Raw genomic sequence first — 19,058 nt, forward strand, 5'->3', positions numbered from 1 at the left:
GGAGAGCGTGCAGCCGGAGCCGTCATCGCCCGCATCGAGGAGTCACCATGCCCCACACTCACTACACCACCCTGATCTCCGCGACCAATCTCGCGGAGCGGCTCACGGCCGCGCCGGCCAGCGTGTTCGTCATCGACTGCCGGTTCGATCTCGCCGATACCGACGCGGGCGAGAAAGCCTATCTGGCCGGCCATCTGCCCGGTGCGCACTATCTGCATCTCGACCGCGATCTATCCGGGCCGAAGGATGGCTCGAACGGCCGCCATCCACTACCGGATCGCGCACGGCTCGTCGAGACGCTCGAGTCGCGCGGCCTCAAGCAAGGCCAGCAGGTCGTCGCGTATGACGCGCAAGGCGGCATGTACGCGGCGCGCGTCTGGTGGCTGCTGCGCTGGCTTGGACACGATGCGGTCGCGCTGCTCGATGGCGGACTGCAGGCGTGGGAAGCCGCCGGCAAACCACTGACCCAGGACGCCCCCGCGCAAAACACAGGCGACTTCAGCGCAGGCGCGCCGCTCGCCGTCACCGTCGATGCGCAGACGGTCGAACGCAATCTCGGCTCGAAGGAGCGCGTCGTGGTCGATGCGCGCGCGGCCGATCGCTATCGCGGCGAAAACGAGACGCTCGATCGCGTCGGCGGCCACATCCCGGGCGCGCTCAACCGCTTCTTCAAGGACAACCTCACCGCCGATGGCCGCTTCAAGCCCGCGCATACGCTGCGCGAGGAATTCCACGCGCTGCTCGGCGATACGCCACCGGAACACGTGGTGCTGCAATGCGGCTCCGGCGTGACGGCCTGCGTGAATTCGCTGGCGATGGAGATCGCCGGCCTGCACGGCTCAGCGTTGTACTCGGGATCGTGGAGCGAATGGAGTGCCGATCCGAAGCGCCCGATCGCGACAGGACCGAATCCTTGAACCCAAAGCCAACGCCACGGTAAATAGCCGCTGGCAGTCAGACAAAAGGCCGTTGCCGCATCGAAGCGGCAACGGCCTTTTTGTCGTCATTCGTCGGATCAACGGGACGCGATGCGACGATCTTGTCGAAGCCTGCGGTCAGCTCAGCTCGCGTCGGCGTTCGCGGCCTTTCGCCGATGCGCGACAGTCGGCGTGCCATCTCCCGCCACCCCATGCTGCTTGAACCACACGAGCGCACGACGCCAGCCGTCCTCCGCGTCGGCCTTCCGGTAGCTCGGCCGGTAGTCGGCGAAAAACGCGTGACCCGCGTCGTCGTACACGACGAACTGCGAGCCGCGTCCCGCCTGCGGACCTTGCGCAATCGCCTGCTTCATCTGCTCGAGCGTGTCCTGCGGAATGCTCTGATCCTGGCGCCCGTATAGACCCAGCACCGGCGCATGCAGATCCGCGACACGGTCGAGCGGGTTGGCCGGCATCCTCGCATTCTTCGCGCCGGTCACGCGTCCATACCAGGCGACGCCCGCCTTCACGCGCGGATTGTGCTCCGCATACAGCCACGCAATGCGCCCGCCCCAGCAGAAGCCGTTCACGCCAAGCCGGTTCAGATCGCCGCCGTTCTCGCCAGCCCATGCGGCGGCCGCGTCGAGGTCCGCCATCACCTGCGCGTCGGGCACCTTGCTAACCAGTTGCTCATTCAACTGCTGCATGCTCGTATAGACGGTCGGATCACCCTCGCGCTCGTACAGATTCGGCGCAATCGCCAGGTAGCCCTGCTTCGCGAAACGCCGGCAAACGTCGGCGATATGCTCATGCACGCCGAAAATCTCATGCACGACGAGGATTACCGGTAGATGCGTCTTGCCTTTGGGCTGCGCGCGATAGGCCGGCACCAGTGTGTCGCCGGAGTGAAACGCGACTTCGCCGGCTTCGAGGCCGTCGCTGTCGGTATGAACGGTTTGCGCCGAGACCGGCAGCACGGACGCCGCGAAACCGGTGCCGAGCGCTGCCTTGATGAAGGTACGACGGTTGAAGGGAACGTGCGGGACCAGGCTGTCGATTTCGGGTTTCAGCATGCGGCGCTCCTCGGGGATTTGTAGGAGGCAACAGGATACGCCCAAGTGCGCGTCCCGTTGCAGATCCCCTGGAAGGCGGGCAGCGCGCGCGTCAGTGCAGTTTGACGCGCGGCAGCGTGGTGCGCCGCAGCCAGTGCGCGAAGGTATCGAGCACCATGCGCGGATAGCCGTGCAGCGCGGCGACGTGCAGCCGGTACAGCGACATGTACATGAAGCGCGCGAACAGCCCTTCGATCAGCATGTTGCCGCCGATCACGCCGCCCATCAGATTGCCGACCGCGCTGAAATGCCCGAGCGACACCAGCGAGCCGAAGTCGCGATACGTGAATTCCGGCAGCGGCTTGTTGTCGAGCCGCGCCGCGATCGCCTTCAGCAGGAAAGTCGCCTGCTGATGCGCGGCCTGCGCGCGCGGCGGCACGTTGCGCTCATTGCCGGGCCACTCGCACGCGGCGCAGTCGCCGAGCGCGAAGATGTTGTCGTCGACTTCGGTTTGCAGCGTGCGGCGCACGATCAGCTGGCCGAGCCGGTTGACCGGCAGCCCGTCGAGTTGGCCGAGCACCGCCGGCGCCTTGATGCCCGCTGCCCACACGGTCAGATCGGCGCGCACGGTCTTGCCGCTCGCGGTGCGCACGATGCCGGGCGCGACCTCCGCGACTGTCTCGCCGGTCATCAGCTTCACGCCGAGCTTGACGAGCAGGTCCGCGGTCGCAGTCGAGACACGCTCCTGCAATGCCGGCAGAATGCGCGGCCCGGCCTCGACCAGCACGATACCGACGTCGTGACGCGGGTCGAGCTTGTGCAGCCCATACGCGGACAGCACCTGCGCGGTATTGCGCAATTCCGCCGACAGTTCGACCCCGGTCGCGCCGCCGCCGACAATCGCCACCTGGATGCGCGGCTCGCCCGATGCCGATGCGTCGTGCCCGGATTCGACAGGCTCATGTACCTGGTGCTCGGCGCGCATGCATGCCGCGATCAGGCGTTTGCGGAAACGCTCAGCCTGGTTGACGGTATCGAGTGCAATGGAGAATTCGGCCGCGCCTTTTACGCCGAAGAAGGCCGTGGTGCTGCCGATCGCGATGACCAGCGTGTCGTATTCGAGCTGCCGTTCGGGCAGCAGTTCGGCGCCGTCGTCGTCGAGCACGGCACCCAATGTGATGCGCCGGTTCGCGCGATCGAGCCCGGCCAGTTCGCCCTGCTGAAACTCGAAGCCGTGCCAGCGCGCCTGCGCCGCGTATTCGAGCTCCTGCGTGAACGGGTCCATGCTGCCCGCCGCCACCTCATGCAGCAGCGGCTTCCAGATATGCGTCGGGTAACGGTCGACCAGTGTGACCTGGGCTTGCACGTCACCATTGCGCCGGCTGGCGCCATAACGATTGCCAAGGCGTGTCGCCAGTTCCAGCCCGCCCGCACCTCCGCCAACGACGATAAATCGATGCATTGAACTTCTCCGTGTTAGCCGATGAATTATGCGTCGCGACGCTGCGCATCAATGCGCCGTCCGAAACGATTGTCCTCGACCCACACGGGTTGTCACAAGTCATCAAAACAGATGTGTGACATGCGCACGACGTTATCGCGCGCGTGTCATGAGCGCGTCAATGCGCTTCTTCCCAGTTCAGACCCGCGCCGACCTCGGCGACGAGCGGCACCTTCAGCGCGGCGACACCGCACATCAATTCCGGCAAGCGCTTACGTACGTCGGACAATTCGGCGTCCGGCACTTCGAGAATCAGTTCGTCGTGTACCTGCATGATCATGCGCGTGCCGATGTTCGAGTCTTCGATCCACTTCTGCACGGCGAGCATCGACAGCTTGATCAGGTCGGCGGCGGTGCCTTGCATCGGCGCGTTGATCGCGGCGCGCTCGGCGGCCTGACGACGCGGGCCGTTGCCGCCGTTGATCTCCGGCAGCCATAGGCGGCGGCCGAATACGGTTTCGACGTAGCCCTTCGCTTTCGCGCTCAGACGTGTCTCGTCCATATAGCGAGCGACGCCCGGATAACGCGCGAAATAGCGGTCGATATACATCTTCGCCGCGTCGCGCGTAATGCCGAGATTCGACGCGAGACCGAACGCGCTCATGCCATAGATCAAGCCGAAGTTGATGACCTTCGCGATACGCCGTTGATCGCTCGATACTTCGAGCGGCGTCACGTTAAAGACTTCCGACGCAGTGGCGCGGTGAATGTCCTCGCCTTGCGAGAATGCGCGCATCAGCGATTCGTCGCCGGAGATATGCGCCATGATGCGCAACTCGATTTGCGAATAGTCGGCGGAGACGAGCTTGTGCCCCGGCGGCGCGATGAAGGCCTCGCGAATGCGGCGGCCCTCGCCGGTACGCACCGGAATGTTCTGCAGGTTCGGATCGTTCGATGCGAGCCGCCCCGTCACCGCGACGGCCTGTGCGTAGTTCGTATGCACGCGGCCGGTTTGCGCGTTGACCATGCGCGGCAGCTTGTCGGTATAGGTCGACTTCAGCTTGGACAAACCGCGGTGTTCGAGCAGGATCTTCGGCAGCGGATAGTCTTCGGCGAGCTTCTGCAACACCTCTTCGTCAGTTGAAGGCGCGCCGCTCGGCGTCTTCTTGACGACCGGCAACTCGAGCTTCTCGAAGAAGATCTGGCCGATCTGCTTCGGCGAGCCGAGGTTGAATTCGCCGCCGGCCAACTCGTATGCCTCCGCTTCGAGCTGGATCAGACGGGTGGCGATCTCGCTGCTTTGCTGACGCAGCTTCTCCGCATCGATCAATACGCCGGTGCGCTCCATCTTGCGCAGCACGCGCGAGGTCGGCACTTCGATTGCGCTATACACGTACTCAAGCGACTTCTCCGCGGCAACTTGCGGATACAACGCCTGATGCAAACGCAACGTAATGTCGGCGTCTTCTGCCGCGTATTCGGCGGCCTGGTCGAGTGCGACTTCGTCGAAGCCGATCTGTTGCGCACCCTTGCCGCAGACCTCTTCGTACTTGATGGTTTTCACGCCGAGATGACGCAGCGCGAGGCTGTCCATGTCGTGCGTGCGGTGCGATTCGAGCACATACGATTGCAGCAGCGTGTCGTGCTGGACGCCGCGCATTTCGATGCCGTAATTCGCGAGCACCTGCTCGTCGTACTTCAGATGCTGACCGACCTTCTTGTGGTCTTCGCTTTCGAGCCACGGTTTGAGCTTCGCGAGCACTTCGTCGCGCGGCAATTGCACCGGCGCGTCTGGGCCGCGATGCGCGAGCGGCACATACGCGGCGCGGCCCGCTTCCACCGCGAGCGACAGCCCGACGATCTGCGCGGTCATCGGATCGAGCGACGTGGTCTCGGTATCGAACGAAGTCAGCTCGGCCGCGTTGATCTTCGCGAGCCACGCGTCGAACTGCTCCCACGTCTGCACGGTGTCGTAGTGCCGTTCCTGATCGACCGTAAGCGCGGGCGGCACATCGGTTTCCGGGCCTTCGACCGCATCGGCGATTTCCACTTCGCGCAGCCACGTTTTGAAGCCGTGGCGCGTGAACACGTCGCGCAATTCCTCGCGCGATTCCGGACGGCTCACGAGGCTTTCATCGATCGACGCGATATGGCCGGTCAGATCGCAATGACGCTCGACGGTGACGAGCTTGCGCGCCATCGGCAGGAAGTCGAGCGCGCGGCGCAGATTGTCGCCGACCGCGCCTTTGATATCGCTCGCATGCTCGATGACGCCATCGAGCGAATCGTATTGCGTGAGCCACTTGACCGCGGTCTTCGGCCCGCACTTCTCGACGCCCGGCACGTTGTCGACGGTATCGCCGATCAGCGACAGATAGTCGATGATGCGCTCCGGCGGCACGCCGAACTTCGCGATCACGCCGTCACGATCGAGCGTTTCGTTGGTCATCGTATTGACCAGCGTGACGCGCTCCGACACGAGCTGCGCGAGGTCCTTGTCGCCCGTCGACACGACCACGTTCATGCCGAGCTTTTCCGCCTCGGTGCACAGCGTGCCGATCACGTCGTCGGCTTCGACGCGTTCGATCATCAGCAACGGCCAGCCGAGCGCGCGCACCGCGACGTGAATCGGCTCGATCTGACGCGACAGATCTTCCGGCATCGAAGGGCGGTTCGCCTTATAGTCGGGATACCAGTCGTCGCGAAACGTTTTGCCCTTGGCGTCGAACACGCACGCGCTATACTCTGCTGTGACTTCCTTGCGCATGCGCCGCAGCATATTGATCATCCCGTAGAGCGCACCTGTCGGACCACCTTCGGGGCCGCGCAAATCGGGCATCGCATGGTAGGCCCGGTACAGATAACTCGAACCGTCGACCAACAGCAGGGTCTTACCTTCAAGGCTTCGTTCTTCAGGCATTATGACTAAGAGAAAAGTGATTCCGAGTCTGCGATCGCTCGCAGATCAAGAGCGCGCAACGGCCAAAAAAGCCCGCGCATCGTGGCAGATGTTCACGATTATGGCAGAGTTTATCGAGGCCACCGAGTACCTGTCGGAGATTCGCCCGGCGGTCAGCATCTATGGTTCGGCGCGCCTGAAACCGAACTCGCCGTACTACAAACTCGCTACCCAAATCGCGCGCAAGCTGTCGGACGCGGGCTTCGCCGTGATCTCCGGCGGCGGCCCCGGCATCATGGAAGCAGCCAACAAAGGCGCGCATGCGGGCAAGGCGCCGTCGGTCGGTCTGAACATCGAGTTGCCGCACGAGCAATCGGGCAACCAGTGGCAGGACATCTCGCTGCGCTTCCGCCATTTCTTCACGCGCAAAGTCACCTTCGTCAAGAACTCCGACGCGGTGATCGTGATGCCGGGTGGCTTCGGCACACTCGACGAACTCGCCGAAGTGCTCACGCTGATTCAAACCAAGAAGTCGCGGCATGTGCCGATCATTCTGGTCGGCGCCGAGTTCTGGGAAGGCCTGCTCGCGTGGTTCAAGAGTTCGCTGATTCCGATGGGCCTGATCAACCCGACCGATATCGATCTGATGCAGGTCATCGACAATCCGGACCAGGTACTCGAAGCGGTGCTGAAGTTCTATGAAGACCGCGAGGAAGGCGACCAGCATCCGGTGAAGTCGGATGAGGACAGGATGTTCTATTTGTGAGATCGCGTCGCGCAAGCGGCGAGGTAATTTCCAGCGGGCAGCCTTCGGGCTGCCCGTTTTCGTTTTGTCGGCCAGTTTGCAGCGCGCTTACGATCATTAGCGCTCGAATAAAAATCTCGTAAAAATCGTTTTGCTCGCCGCGCGTTCGGCGCTAACCTGCTGGGCTTGTACCCGAAGCTCCGCGGTTTGAACAACATGAACAACGAACTCACCTCGCCCGAGTCCGCGCTGGCGCCCACGCCGACGTTGCGGGAAATCTTCGGCGGCTTTCTCAGCCTCGGGCTGATTTCATTCGGCGGCGCACTGCCGCTTGCGTACCGCGCGCTCGTCGAACGACGCCGCTGGCTCACCGCCGAGGAATTCACGGACCTGCTCGGCCTCTGTCAATTTCTGCCGGGCGGCAATGTCATTAATCTTTCGGTCGCGATGGGCATGCGCTTTCGCGGCGTGCCCGGCGCGCTCGCCGGGTTGCTCGGACTGATCGCCGGGCCTTCGCTGATCGTGATCGGGCTTGGCGTGCTGTATGAACACACGCAGAACGATCCGCGCGTGCGCCATCTGTTCGCGGGACTTGCCGCGGCGGCCTCGGGCCTGCTGATCTCGATGGCAATCAAGATCGTGCTGCCGTTGCGCGACAAACCGATGGCCGCGCTGATCGCGGTGCTTGGCTTTGTCGCGATCGCGATTGCGCGGCTGCCGCTGTTACCGACGATGCTGGTGCTCACGCCGCTCAGCATCTACTTTGCCGCGAGGAGCGCGCGATGAACGACACGCTCGTTTCGCTCGCCGTCATTTTCAGCCAGCTTTCGCTGCTCGCGTTCGGCGGCGGCAATACGATTCTTCCGGAGATGCAGCGGCAGGTGGTCGACGTGCATCACTGGATGCCGGCCAGCGAATTCAGCGCGCTGTTCGCGCTCGCGCAGGCCGCGCCCGGCCCGAACCTGATGGTCGTTACGCTGGTCGGCTGGCATGTGGCCGGCTGGGCCGGCATGCTGGTGACGTCGATTGCGAAGTTCGGACCGTCATCGGTGGTGACGATTCTCGCGCTGCATGCGTGGGATCGCTTCAAGGACCGGCCGTGGCGGCGCTATGCGCAGCTCGGCCTCGTGCCGGTGACGGCCGGCATCGTCGCGGCCAGTGCGGCGGTGATCGCGCGAGCGTCGAACCCGACCGCGATCGCGTGGGCGATCACCGCGTTCACCGCCGTGATGGCGACGAAAACGCGCATTCATCCGCTGTGGCTGCTGGCGGCCGGCAGCTTGATCGGGCTGACCGGGTTCGGGCAGATGTGAGGCACGAGCCGGCAGAGGCTGCGCGAGCCGGCCGACCGACGTCTAGACCGTCGATGCATGAACAACGACAACGCGCAGGCAAGCGGCCAGCTCGCCTGCGCGTCTCTGAGGCACACCCTTTCTTTTACTGAAACGCCACCTCGGCAAAACTACGCAACTTGCGGCTATGCAAACGATGCAGCCCGTTCATACGCAACAGCTCCATCGCCTTCACGCCGATCTGCAGATGTTGATCGACCTGCGCGCGATAGAACTGATCCGCCATGCCCGGCAGTTTCAGTTCGCCATGCAGCGGCTTGTCCGACACACATAACAAAGTGCCGTAAGGCACGCGGAAGCGGAAGCCGTTCGCGGCGATCGTCGCGCTTTCCATATCGAGCGCGATCGCGCGGCTTTGAGACAGCCGCTGCACCGGTTCGCGATGATCGCGCAGCTCCCAGTTGCGATTGTCGACGCTCGCGACGGTGCCCGTGCGCATCACGCGCTTCAACTCCGCGCCGTCGAGCTGCGTGACCTGCGCGACCGCGCGCTCGAGCGCGACCTGCACCTCGGCGAGCGCCGGAATCGGCACCCACAGCGGCAGATCGGCGTCGAGCACGTGATCCTCGCGCACATAGCCGTGCGCCAGCACGTAGTCGCCCAGACGCTGCGTGTTGCGCAACCCCGCGCAGTGGCCAAGCATGATCCACGCATGCGGACGCAGCACCGCAATGTGATCGGTGATCGTCTTCGCGTTCGACGGCCCGACGCCGATATTGACCATCGTGATGCCGCTGCCGTCCGCGCGCTTCAGGTGATACGCGGGCATCTGCGGCAGACGCGGCGGCGGCGTGCCCTCCTGCGCCTGTTCGCCGAGATTCTCGTTGTATGTGATCACATCGCCGGGTTCGACGAACGACGTGTATTCGCTGCGGTACGCGCGCAATTCCTCGTCGTCGGTATGGGCCATCATGTTGCGGCCGAGCTTGACGAATTCGTCGATATAGAACTGATAGTTCGTGTACAGCACGTAGTTCTGCACGTGCGTCGGCGCGGTTGCCGTGTAGTGCTTGAGCCGGTGCAGCGAAAAATCGACGCGCGCCGCCGTGAACAGCGCGAGCGGATGCGGCTCGCCGGGCATCGGCTCATACGTGCCGTTGACGATGCGGTCGTCGAGCAGCGCGAGGTCCGGCGTGTCGAAGATGTCGCGCATCAGGAACAGGCGCTCGCGGTCGAGATCGCCTTCGAGGTGAATGCCCTCGGCGAACGCGAAGTGAATCGGGATCGGCTGATCGGACACGCCGACCTCGATCTGCACATGGTGGTTCTTCGCGAGCAGCCGCAGTTGCTCGCGATAGTAGTTGCCGAACAGATCGGGCCGCGTGACGGTCGTCTCGAACACGCCCGGCCCGGCGACGAAACCGTACGAGCGGCGCGAGTCGACGTGCGTGTTGACGTCGGTGCGCACTCGCACGAACGGATAGCACGCGCGCACGCGATGCTCGAACAGCTCGTTGCGGCGATAGCGCGCGAACGCGTCGCGCAGGAACGATGTATTTGCCTCGTAAATCGCGGAGAGGCGGGTGACGGCCTCGGCTGCGTCGTCGAAGCCCTCGGTTGGGAAGCTGTTGGCGGGAGTCTGTACCGCGCGCTGATTGATATCGTTGTTCATCATCGTTCACCCCTATAGGTGAGACGACCTTACCACGGAACTCGCCGCCGCCAAACGGGCCTCACCGCACTTGCAACACGGTTCGCGCGACGCCCGCGCATGTTGCGCGAAAGCGGCGCAAAATAAGGCTTCGCGCCCGTACGCCAGGCCGGATTTGCTAGAATCCGGGCACCCACTCGGAGAATCACCATGAAGCCGCTCCTCCCCATCGCCGCCGCGCTGGCTTTCGCCTTCGGCAGCGCCGCGATGGCTGCCCAGCCCGTCGACGAGCCGCCGCCAGCCGACGCGCCCCAGTCCGCCAACGAACGGGCCGGTCTGCCGGACCTGGACAAGATCAACCGTCCGGCAGCGGAGGTCAGCTCGAAGGTCGACATCAACAACGTTCCGCGCACGCCAAGCTTTCACGAAGTCAGCCCAAACGGTACCGAGATCACCGAATACCGCGACAAGGGCAAGCCGGTCGAAATCAACGTGCAATCGAACTTCGGCACCCGTTATCAGATGAGCGCGCCGCTCGATACATCACCCACTGTCCACGACAGCGGCCGTCCGAGCACGCGTTACCCTTCGGTGAATCTGCACTATTGATCGATGCATGAGCGGCGCGCCGGCAACGGCTGTCGCCGCGGGCTGGCGAGGCTCGCACCTTGTCGCTGAGCGTGATTCCGGTTACACGGCTGTAACCCGGCGGTAAAAGTGGCGTAGCGATGCCGCACTTGCCGCGTTCGACGCGCAGCATGGATCGCCAGCACCGAGCCCCGTACTTCGACACCGCATTCGCTCCATCCGCCGCATTCGTTTGCCTTACCTCGCACTGGCCGCAGCGCGCCCAGCCCGAACAACCTGACCCGACGTTTTCCGCATGGCCGTCTTCACCGCAGTCAACGAATCCCAACTCGCAGAATGGATGAGCCACTACGATCTCGGCGACGTCGTCGAACTTCGCGGCATCTCGTCCGGCATTGAGAACAGCAATTTCTTTCTGACGACGACGCGCGGCGAATACGTGCTGACGATTTTCGAAAAGCTGACAGCCGGACAACTGCCGTTCTATCTGGATCTGATGCGCCATCTCGCGTCGCACCGTGTGCCGGTGCCGGACCCGATGCCGCGCAAAGATGGCGCGCTGTTCGGCATGCTGCTCGACAAGCCCGCGACGATCGTGACCAAGCTCGAAGGCACGCCCGAACTCGCGCCGGGTGTCGAGCACTGCGTCGAAGTCGGGCAGATGCTCGCGCGCATGCACCTCGCGGGCCGCGACTATCCGCGCTATCAGCCTAATCTGCGCAGCCTGCCATGGTGGCGCGAAAACGTGCCGACGATCCTGCCGTTTCTCGAAGGCGAGCAGCGCGAGTTGCTGTCCTCCGAACTCGCGCATCAGGAAGCGTTCTTCGCGTCCGCCGATTACGCGGCGATGCCCGCCGGTCCTTGCCACGCCGATCTGTTCCGCGACAACGCGATGTTCGCGCATGCGGCACCGGACACCGGCCACGAAGTACGGCTCGGCGGCTTCTTCGATTTCTATTTCGCCGGCTGCGACAAGTGGCTGTTCGACGTCGCGGTGACGGTCAACGACTGGTGCGTCGACCTCGCCACCGGCAAGCTCGACGACGCGCGCACCGAAGCGCTGCTGCGCGCCTACCAGACGGTGCGGCCATTCACCGTCGAGGAAAACCAGCATTGGGGCGACATGCTGCGCGCCGGCGCGTACCGTTTCTGGGTGTCGCGCCTGTATGATTTTCACCTGCCGCGGGCGGCCGAACTGCTCAAGCCGCACGATCCCGGCCATTTCGAACGCATTCTGCGCGAGCGCCTGAAAGGCGTCGCGAATCCTGGCATTCATACTCCATGCAACTGATCGAAGTCCCCGCGAAAACCGGCTACGTGTGGTTCCGGCAAGGCATCTGGTTGTTCCGCAAAAACCCGCTTGCCTTCCTCACGCTGTTTTTCACCTACGTGCTGGTGATGACGCTCGTCTCGCAGATTCCGGTGATCGGCGGCGTGCTGCCGCTGCTGTTCATTCCGGGCGTCGCGGTCGGCTTCATGGCGGCGTGCCGCAATACGATTGCCGGCAAGCCGGTGTTCCCGACCATCCTCGTCGACGGCTTTCATTCGTATGGCCCGGTGGTCGCGCGGCGCCTGCTCGTGCTCGGCGTGCTTTACGTGATCGCGATGGCGCTCGTGCTGGTCGGCTCGGCGCTCGCCGACGGCGGCATGCTGCTGAAAGTGATGCTCGGCACCACGCCGATGGATGAAAACGCAATCACCAGCAGCAATATCCCGCTTGCAGTGCTTACCGCGCTCGCGTTCTATGTGCCGGTCGCGATGATCTTCTGGTTCTCGCCGATCCTCGCCGCGTGGCATGACGTGCCGCCCGTCAAGGCGATGTTTTTCAGCGTCGTCAGTTGCTGGCGCAATCGCGGTGCATTCGTCGTGTTCGCGGCGCTGTGGTTCGCGGTTGCAACCGTCGTGTCGTTCGGGCTGTCCACGTTGATGCAGGTGCTCGGCGCCGTCGAGTATGCGTACGCGGTGCTGATGCCCGCCACGATGATCGTCACGACGATGCTGTACTGCTCGTTCTACGCAACCTACCGCGGCTGCTTCGGCGTGCAGGCGCCGCAAACGCCGGATCTGCCGACCAAGCCGGCAGCCTGATCGTCCATTCTCGCGCGGGCGCTGTTCTGGCGCCCGCGCTTGCCTCTCCGGCATACCTCTTCGAGGCACAGCCACCTTCCTCGCGCAGTTGCCCGGTTGCATTCGCCACCCTGCATCGATTTGCGGCACAATGATTTGCGTGCAATCCATTCGTACGCACTTTTAGCCGAGATGCACCATGACCCAGCCTCCCGCTCTCCCCTTCACGCTCGACGAACAGCTTTGCTTCGCGCTCTATTCGACCTCGCTCGCGATGACGAAAGCGTACAAACCGCTGCTCGACAGGCTCGGACTCACGTACCCGCAATATCTGGCGATGCTCGTGCTATGGGAAACCGACGACGTCACCGTCAAGGACATGTCCGCGCGCCTCAATCTCGATCCGGCCACCGTGACACCGCTGCTCAAACGCCTCGAAGCCCAGGGGCTCGTGGAACGCGTGCGCGGTATCGAAGATGAACGGCTCGTCTATATCCGCCTGACGGCCGCGGGCAAGGCACTCAAGCGGCAGGCACGCGAGGTGCCCGCCGAAATCTTCTGCGCGACCCAGCAGACGCCGGAATTCCTGCTGCGTCTGCGCGAAGACCTGACACGGTTACGCGCTACGCTCAACGATTACATGGATCAGTAGCGAGCAGCCTGCGGCCGCCACAGCTGGCGGCTGCGAGGCGCAGCGGATGCGTCAACCAATGGCCCCTATCGAACCGATCATCAAAATTTCATTTGCACACAAATGATTTGTGTACTATCTTACCGACATGCCGCTTCGCAAACGCTTCGCCAGACCGGCGAGTGAGGACACAGCGGCAAGCATGCAAACCCTGACAACCCAGATAAGGAGCAACACCATGAGCATCCTCTACAAGGCAAGCGCAACGAGCACCGGTGGCCGCGACGGCCGCGCCGTATCGTCGGACAATGCATTGGACGTGAAGCTGGCCGCACCGCGTGAACTGGGCGGCAACGGCGCGGCGGGCACCAATCCCGAACAACTCTTCGCGGCTGGCTATTCGGCCTGCTTCCTGAGCGCGATGAAGTTCGTCGCTGGCCAGCACAAGCAGACTTTGCCTGCCGATACGCAGGTTTCGGCCGACGTCGGTATCGGCCCGAACGACAAGGGCGGCTTCGCGCTCGACATCGATCTGCGCATCTCGTTGCCGGGCCTTGCCGCAGACGCCGCGAAGGAACTGGTGGATGCCGCGCATCAGGTGTGCCCGTACTCGAACGCCACGCGCAATAACGTCGACGTTCGTCTGCACATCGCTTAAGTTGGCGCTGAGGGTTGCGCGGGGCGGTTGCTTCGGCAAATCGCGCCGCGCGAACTGAAGCGACAATTGCTGCGATAACCACGCGCCCCGCGCGGCGAGGTACGTGAACCACCTGAGCCTCGCAGCACCACAGCGCTCGCACCCTGCACAATAGGGGCGAGCGCTGATCCGTTTTAGCGCACGCGGCACGCAATCTGCGACGCCGGCTCTCAACCTCCTCATCCCGATCAACGCCCCGATGACCCGAGCCCGACGCTTGCACGAAAACTTCGACACCGGTCTGGTGTGGTTTCGCCGCGACCTGCGCGACACGGATCACGCCGCGCTGTATTACGCGCTCAAGCATTGCGAGCGTGTGTGGTGCGTGTTCGTGTTCGATACGACGATCCTGCAGCCGCTCGTCGATACCTGGCAGTCGCGCCATCCGGACGAGCCTGTGCAGGACCGGCGCATCGACTTCATTCTCGCGTCGCTCGGCGAACTCGACGACGCGCTGCGCGCCAACGGCGGCGGCCTGATCGTGCTGTATGGCGATCCCGCCGAACTGGTGCCGAAGCTTGCCGCGGAACTGCAAGTAGATGCCGTATTTGCGAACCACGACTATGAGCCGGCCGCGATCGAGCGCGATACGACGGTCAACGAACGGCTCGCCGAAGCCGGTCGTCAGTGGTTGACGTTCAAGGACCAGGTGATTTTCGAGCGCGACGAAGTGCTGACCGGCCAGCGCAAGCCGTTCACGGTCTTCACACCGTACAAGAACGCATGGCTCAAGCAACTGGATGCGTTCGACCTGAAGCCCTACCCGGTCGAAACCTACAAGAAGCATTTCGCCGCGCCGCCGCGCGCGCTCGACCGTCACCTGCCGACCCTCGAGCAACTCGGCTTCGCGCCGAGCAACCTCGCCGACCTGCGGATACCGGCCGGCATGAGCGGTGCCCGGCAACTACTCGACGACTTCCTGACGCGCATCGCGAGTTACGCGGAGTGGCGCGACTTTCCCGCCGCCAAGGGGCCGAGCTACCTGTCGGTGCATCTGCGCTTCGGTACGGTGTCGATCCGCACGCTCGCCCGGCTTGCGCACGAAATATCGCTGCAGCCCGATGGAAACGGCGCGGCGACGTGGCTATCGGAGCTGATCTGGCGGGACTTCTATTTCATGGTCCTCGCGCATCATCCACGCATCGCGGGCGGTGCGGCGTTCAAGCCGGAATACGAGCATTTACGCTGGGACAAAGGCCACGCGGCGGAACAGGCGTTCGCAGCGTGGTGTGACGGCCGCACCGGCTACCCGCTCGTCGACGCGGCGATGCTGCAGTTGAACCGCACCGGCTATATGCATAACCGTCTGCGGATGGTGACCGCGAGTTTTCTCGCGAAAGATCTCGGCATCGATTGGCGCCGCGGCGAGCGCTATTTCGCCGATCTGCTGAACGACTTCGACTTCTCGGCGAACAACGGTGGCTGGCAGTGGGCGGCATCGACCGGATGCGACGCCCAGCCTTATTTCAGGATTTTCAATCCGGTCACGCAATCCGAAAAATTCGACCCGGACGGCCGCTTCATCAAACGATATCTTCCCCAGCTCGCGAAGCTGCCGGCAAAATGGATTCACGCGCCGTGGCTTGCGGGCGCGGAGCGGCTCGCGGAATTCGACGTGGTGCTAGGCAAAGACTATCCCGAGCCGATCGTCGACCATGCGCAGGCACGCGAGCGCACACTGGCCCGATACGGCAAGTGAGTGCCTGCTTACATCATCGAAAATTGGATAAGAACGTCTGGGGGTAAAGATGCGCCGTCTGCCGTCGCTGCTCGTGTTTCTGATCCTGACGCTCGCGGCCGGCTGGGCCGGCAGCCTGTCCCTGCCCGATGCGTGGTACGCGGGTCTGCAAAAACCGGCGTTCAATCCGCCGAACTGGGTCTTTCCGCCGGTTTGGACCGTGCTTTACGTGCTGATGGCGGTTTCCGCGTGGCGCGTGTGGAAACGCAGCGGTCTGACTGCCGCGATCGTGCTGTGGGTCGTGCAGTTGATCTTCAACGCCGCGTGGATGTGGCTGTTCTTCGGCCTGCACCGGCCGGAGTCGGCGCTGATCGACATCCTGATCCTGCTGGTGCTGATCGTGATGCTGACGTACGTGGTCTGGCGACGCGATCGGCTCGCGGGGCTGCTGCTGGTGCCGTATGTCGTGTGGGTCGCGTATGCCGCGCTGCTGAACTATGCGCTGTGGCAGATGAATCCGGCGGCGTAATCAACGAAGCGGATCGATTGAAACGCGAAGGCCGTTTGGGCAATGGAGATAGGAAGATGCGGGCGCAAAGCCTGATCGGCTGCCGCTAAACACCGGCGCCTCACCACACGCCGATGTTCTGATTGCTACAACTGTGACTGGCGCAACACGCCAGGCGGTGGATTAACCGTAGTGCTGGCTCATCCACGACGGCTGGCGCACGTTCGATTCGCGGTCGAGCTTGCGCATGCGGAATTCGAGATCGTAGAGATCGGTGGCTTCAGCCAAATACGCGTCAGCGCGCTCTTTGGCGAGTTGGTCCGGCGACTTGGTCAAAAACAGGAACAGACGGCTAAGCAGGTACATGGTCGACCTCGCGAATGAAAGCTAGGCGTTTACGCCTAAGGGATAACCCGTATTATAGGGAAAACCCTAGTTTGACGCTAGCCTTTCATTTCGAGGTGTTGTTCCGACGTCAGCGTTCGAGCGTAGAAGCCGCCACGTCCGAGCCTTCCGCGATGCGTCCGGCGTCTGGGCGACGCTGGTGCTTGAAGAACTCCCAGATCATCGCGCTTGCATTCGGACCTTTCGACGAATGGAACGGCAGCGCGTCGTCCCCGCCGCTCCACGCATGCCCGAGCCCCTGCACACGACACCATCGCACCACGCGCCGCCCGCCACGCACGTAATCGCGCGTCACCACGCCGCCCTTGCGGTCTTCGCGCATCTCGCCCGCCTGACGGGCGCCGCGTTCGTCGATGAGGCGGTTCAGGCGCAGGAACTGCGTCGCCAACTGATCTGCGTTGACCGGCGCGACCACGTGGTCGGCGTCGCCATGAATGATCAGCGCCGGCATGCCCGGATAGTGGGCAACGTCCGTCATGCCGTCGACGAGCTCGACCGGCTCGCCGCGCGCCCCGCGCCGCATCACGTCCATGGCGGTAATGCCCGTGCGGGCCTCGCCGAAAGCGGGGCCGGAATGCAAGGCCACCGCCGCAAAATGCTCGGGGTAGGTGACCGCCAGCAGCGCCGTCAGCCCCGCACCCGCGGAAATCCCGGCCGCGTAGACGCGCTCGCGGTCGAACCCGTACTGCGCCACCAATGCGTCGACCAGCGACACCACCGCGCGCGCCTCCGCGCCGCCCGCGCTGTCGCCGGCGTCATACCAGTGCCAGCAGCGATGCGAGTGCGCGTGTTTCGATTGCTCGGGATAGACCACTGCGAAGCCGTAACGGTCGGCGAGCAGGTTCATGCGCGTGCCTTCGGCGAATTCGTCGATAGATTGCGTACAGCCATGCAGCATCACGACCAGCGGCATCGATTCATGAGCGTATCCGGCCGGGATATACAGGCCGTACTGCAAATGGTTGACGAGCCGGCCCGGCGCGGCCGGCGCGGAGTGGAACGAGCGCGTCCACGAGCCGCTTGCCCACGCCGCCGCGCGCGGGCGCACCCGCGACTCGCGTGGCGCTTCGCGTTTCGTGGGCGTGCGCAATGCGGCGGATGGTTTCAACGGACGCACTTTGCTTGACGGTTTATTGCTTGCGGCACGAACCGGCCGCGTCTGGACCCGCTTGACGGTTTTTTGCGCATGTTCGGTTTGAATCGCGAGCAGGCGCTTGAAACCGCGCAGCCAGATTTTCGACAGGCTTTTTGCCATCGACGACCTCGCAAAAAGGGGACGGTGCACACCGGCAAACTCACCGGAGGTCACGACGTTGTGCAATGCACAATAACATCATTCTTCATGTGCTGCTGAAGACCTGCTCCGCTGCCTACAGCCAAATTCCCCGCCACGGCGAACGCTGCCGCCGTCACGCCGTCCAACTTCGACGACGCCCGTTCGGCAACCCACATTTGGCATGCAAATGCGCGGTGCGTCGCAGGACCGTCACGCGACACCCGTCTATACTGGCGGCTAGTCCTCGAACACGTGTTGATCCGAGCTGCGGCGGCGCCTGGCGCCGACCACGCGCAGACCTCCACCCACCCGACTCCACGCGGCCCGCGTCGCGCTTCTGCCATGCCCGATTTACCGATCCACCTGTGGTATTCGATCACCAGCCTCGGAGGCGCCGGCCTGACGCTGCCGCTCGCGCTCGCCATCGCGATCTGGCTGGCGGTCGGCTACTCGTGGCGGCTCGCGGCCTGCTGGCTCGTGTTGCTCGGCGCGGCAATCGGCATCGTGACCGCGACCAAGCTGGCGTTCCTCGGCTGGGGCGTCGGCATCAGGGAGCTCGATTTCACCGGTGTGAGCGGCCACTCGATGCTGTCCACGGCCGTCTATCCGGTCGCGCTGTTTCTGATGCTACTGCCCACGCGGCCCGCTATCCGACTGCTCGGCGTGCTCGCCGGGCTCGCCGCGGGCATCGCGGTGGGGCTGTCGCGCGTCGTATTGAGCGCGCACTCGCCGTCCGAAGCCGTAACCGGCTGCCTCGTCGGCGCGCTCGCCGCGCTCGTGTTCGTGCGCATCGCATGGAATGCTGAGCCGGGCCGGCTGTCGGCGATGCCGGTCGCCGTCAGCATGATGGTGCTGGCGGTCGCGATGCACGACGTGCACGTGCCGACCCAGCGCTGGGTTACGCATATCGCGCTGAAGGTATCCGGCCACGACCGGCCGTTCATTCGCGCCAAGTGGAAGGCCGCGCGCGAACTCCATCCGGCCGCCGCGCCGCTGTCGCAAACGCTGGGTGGGTTCAAACGGTCGCACGCGACCAGCATCTGAGCGTTTTTTCGAAGCTTTTCCGAAGCTTTTCCGAAGCTTTTCCGAAGCTTTTCCGAAGCTTTTCCGAAGCTTTTCCGAAGCTTTTCCGAAGCTTTTCCGAAGATTTTCCGAAGCTTTTCCGAAGCTTTTCCGAAGCTTTTCCGAAGCCTGCGAGCCTGAACCAGCCG

At 63.7% G+C, this 19,058-nt stretch carries 18 protein-coding genes; 12 read left to right on the forward strand and 6 right to left on the reverse strand.

Going from position 1 to position 19,058, the window contains the following annotated elements:
- Positions 1-47 precede the first annotated feature (47 nt).
- A complete protein-coding gene (locus L0U82_RS31505; RefSeq protein ID WP_233837130.1) occupies positions 48-917 on the forward strand; it encodes a sulfurtransferase in 870 nt (289 codons plus the stop codon).
- A 143-nt stretch (positions 918-1,060) separates the two neighbouring features.
- Here L0U82_RS31505 and L0U82_RS31510 read toward each other — a convergent pair whose 3' ends face one another.
- The 3 genes from L0U82_RS31510 to polA form a co-directional block, all read right to left on the reverse strand.
- Positions 1,061-1,990, reverse strand: a complete 930-nt coding sequence (locus L0U82_RS31510; RefSeq protein WP_233837131.1) for a dienelactone hydrolase family protein — start codon at positions 1,988-1,990, stop codon at positions 1,061-1,063.
- Between the two features lie 91 nt (positions 1,991-2,081).
- Complete coding sequence (locus L0U82_RS31515; RefSeq protein ID WP_233837132.1) at positions 2,082-3,431, reverse strand: NAD(P)/FAD-dependent oxidoreductase; 1,350 nt, start codon at positions 3,429-3,431, stop codon at positions 2,082-2,084.
- A 157-nt stretch (positions 3,432-3,588) separates the two neighbouring features.
- Positions 3,589-6,330, reverse strand: coding sequence for a DNA polymerase I (polA, locus tag L0U82_RS31520; RefSeq protein WP_233837134.1), 2,742 nt, complete (start codon positions 6,328-6,330; stop codon positions 3,589-3,591).
- Between the two features lies 1 nt (position 6,331).
- On the opposite strand from polA, the gene L0U82_RS31525 reads away from it, so the two are divergent.
- The 3 genes from L0U82_RS31525 (at position 6,332) to L0U82_RS31535 (ending at position 8,367) form a co-directional block, all read left to right on the forward strand.
- Complete coding sequence (locus L0U82_RS31525) at positions 6,332-7,075, forward strand: TIGR00730 family Rossman fold protein (protein WP_233837136.1); 744 nt, start codon at positions 6,332-6,334, stop codon at positions 7,073-7,075.
- A 195-nt stretch (positions 7,076-7,270) separates the two neighbouring features.
- Positions 7,271-7,840 carry a chromate transporter gene (locus L0U82_RS31530; RefSeq protein ID WP_233837138.1) on the forward strand — a complete coding sequence of 190 codons (570 nt, stop codon included), beginning with the start codon at positions 7,271-7,273 and terminating at the stop codon, positions 7,838-7,840.
- The gene (locus tag L0U82_RS31535) at positions 7,837-8,367 is read left to right on the forward strand and encodes a chromate transporter (RefSeq protein WP_233837140.1); all 531 of its coding nucleotides are present in this window, start codon (positions 7,837-7,839) and stop codon (positions 8,365-8,367) included. Before L0U82_RS31530 ends, L0U82_RS31535 begins: the two co-directional genes overlap by 4 nt.
- 124 nt (positions 8,368-8,491) lie before the next feature.
- Here the strand turns inward: L0U82_RS31535 and L0U82_RS31540 are convergent, their stop codons facing one another.
- Positions 8,492-10,018 (reverse strand): AMP nucleosidase, encoded by a 1,527-nt coding sequence (locus tag L0U82_RS31540; protein ID WP_233837575.1) that lies wholly within the window; start codon positions 10,016-10,018, stop codon positions 8,492-8,494.
- Between the two features lie 189 nt (positions 10,019-10,207).
- On the opposite strand from L0U82_RS31540, the gene L0U82_RS31545 reads away from it, so the two are divergent.
- From L0U82_RS31545 to L0U82_RS31575, 7 genes are all read left to right on the forward strand, one after another.
- Positions 10,208-10,606 carry a hypothetical protein gene (locus tag L0U82_RS31545; protein ID WP_442793687.1) on the forward strand — a complete coding sequence of 133 codons (399 nt, stop codon included), beginning with the start codon at positions 10,208-10,210 and terminating at the stop codon, positions 10,604-10,606.
- A 274-nt stretch (positions 10,607-10,880) separates the two neighbouring features.
- Positions 10,881-11,876 carry a homoserine kinase gene (locus tag L0U82_RS31550; protein ID WP_233837142.1) on the forward strand — a complete coding sequence of 332 codons (996 nt, stop codon included), beginning with the start codon at positions 10,881-10,883 and terminating at the stop codon, positions 11,874-11,876.
- Entirely contained in the window at positions 11,867-12,673 is an 807-nt protein-coding gene (locus tag L0U82_RS31555; RefSeq protein WP_233837144.1) for a BPSS1780 family membrane protein, read from the forward strand. The genes L0U82_RS31550 and L0U82_RS31555 overlap by 10 nt, the downstream gene beginning before the upstream one ends.
- 178 nt (positions 12,674-12,851) lie before the next feature.
- The gene (locus L0U82_RS31560; RefSeq protein ID WP_233837146.1) at positions 12,852-13,304 is read left to right on the forward strand and encodes a MarR family winged helix-turn-helix transcriptional regulator; all 453 of its coding nucleotides are present in this window, start codon (positions 12,852-12,854) and stop codon (positions 13,302-13,304) included.
- A gap of 217 nt (positions 13,305-13,521) precedes the next feature.
- Positions 13,522-13,941 carry an organic hydroperoxide resistance protein gene (locus tag L0U82_RS31565; RefSeq protein ID WP_233837148.1) on the forward strand — a complete coding sequence of 140 codons (420 nt, stop codon included), beginning with the start codon at positions 13,522-13,524 and terminating at the stop codon, positions 13,939-13,941.
- 238 nt (positions 13,942-14,179) lie between these two features.
- On the forward strand, positions 14,180-15,679 hold the full coding sequence (locus tag L0U82_RS31570) for a cryptochrome/photolyase family protein (protein WP_233837151.1): 1,500 nt from the start codon (positions 14,180-14,182) through the stop codon (positions 15,677-15,679).
- A 49-nt stretch (positions 15,680-15,728) separates the two neighbouring features.
- Positions 15,729-16,187 carry a TspO/MBR family protein gene (locus L0U82_RS31575; RefSeq protein WP_233837152.1) on the forward strand — a complete coding sequence of 153 codons (459 nt, stop codon included), beginning with the start codon at positions 15,729-15,731 and terminating at the stop codon, positions 16,185-16,187.
- Positions 16,188-16,349: 162 nt separating this feature from the next.
- Here the strand turns inward: L0U82_RS31575 and L0U82_RS31580 are convergent, their stop codons facing one another.
- Both L0U82_RS31580 and L0U82_RS31585 read right to left on the reverse strand, forming a co-directional pair.
- A complete protein-coding gene (locus tag L0U82_RS31580) occupies positions 16,350-16,532 on the reverse strand; it encodes a DUF3563 family protein (protein WP_233837153.1) in 183 nt (60 codons plus the stop codon).
- A 109-nt stretch (positions 16,533-16,641) separates the two neighbouring features.
- Positions 16,642-17,826 carry an extracellular catalytic domain type 1 short-chain-length polyhydroxyalkanoate depolymerase gene (locus tag L0U82_RS31585; protein ID WP_233837154.1) on the reverse strand — a complete coding sequence of 395 codons (1,185 nt, stop codon included), beginning with the start codon at positions 17,824-17,826 and terminating at the stop codon, positions 16,642-16,644.
- Between the two features lie 363 nt (positions 17,827-18,189).
- Between L0U82_RS31585 and L0U82_RS31590 the strand changes: the two genes are divergently transcribed.
- Complete coding sequence (locus L0U82_RS31590; RefSeq protein WP_233837155.1) at positions 18,190-18,891, forward strand: phosphatase PAP2 family protein; 702 nt, start codon at positions 18,190-18,192, stop codon at positions 18,889-18,891.
- The last annotated feature ends 167 nt before the right edge of the window (positions 18,892-19,058 follow it).

The sequence above is a fragment of the Paraburkholderia sp. ZP32-5 genome, assembly GCF_021390495.1.
Taxonomy (GTDB): Bacteria; Pseudomonadota; Gammaproteobacteria; order Burkholderiales; family Burkholderiaceae; genus Paraburkholderia.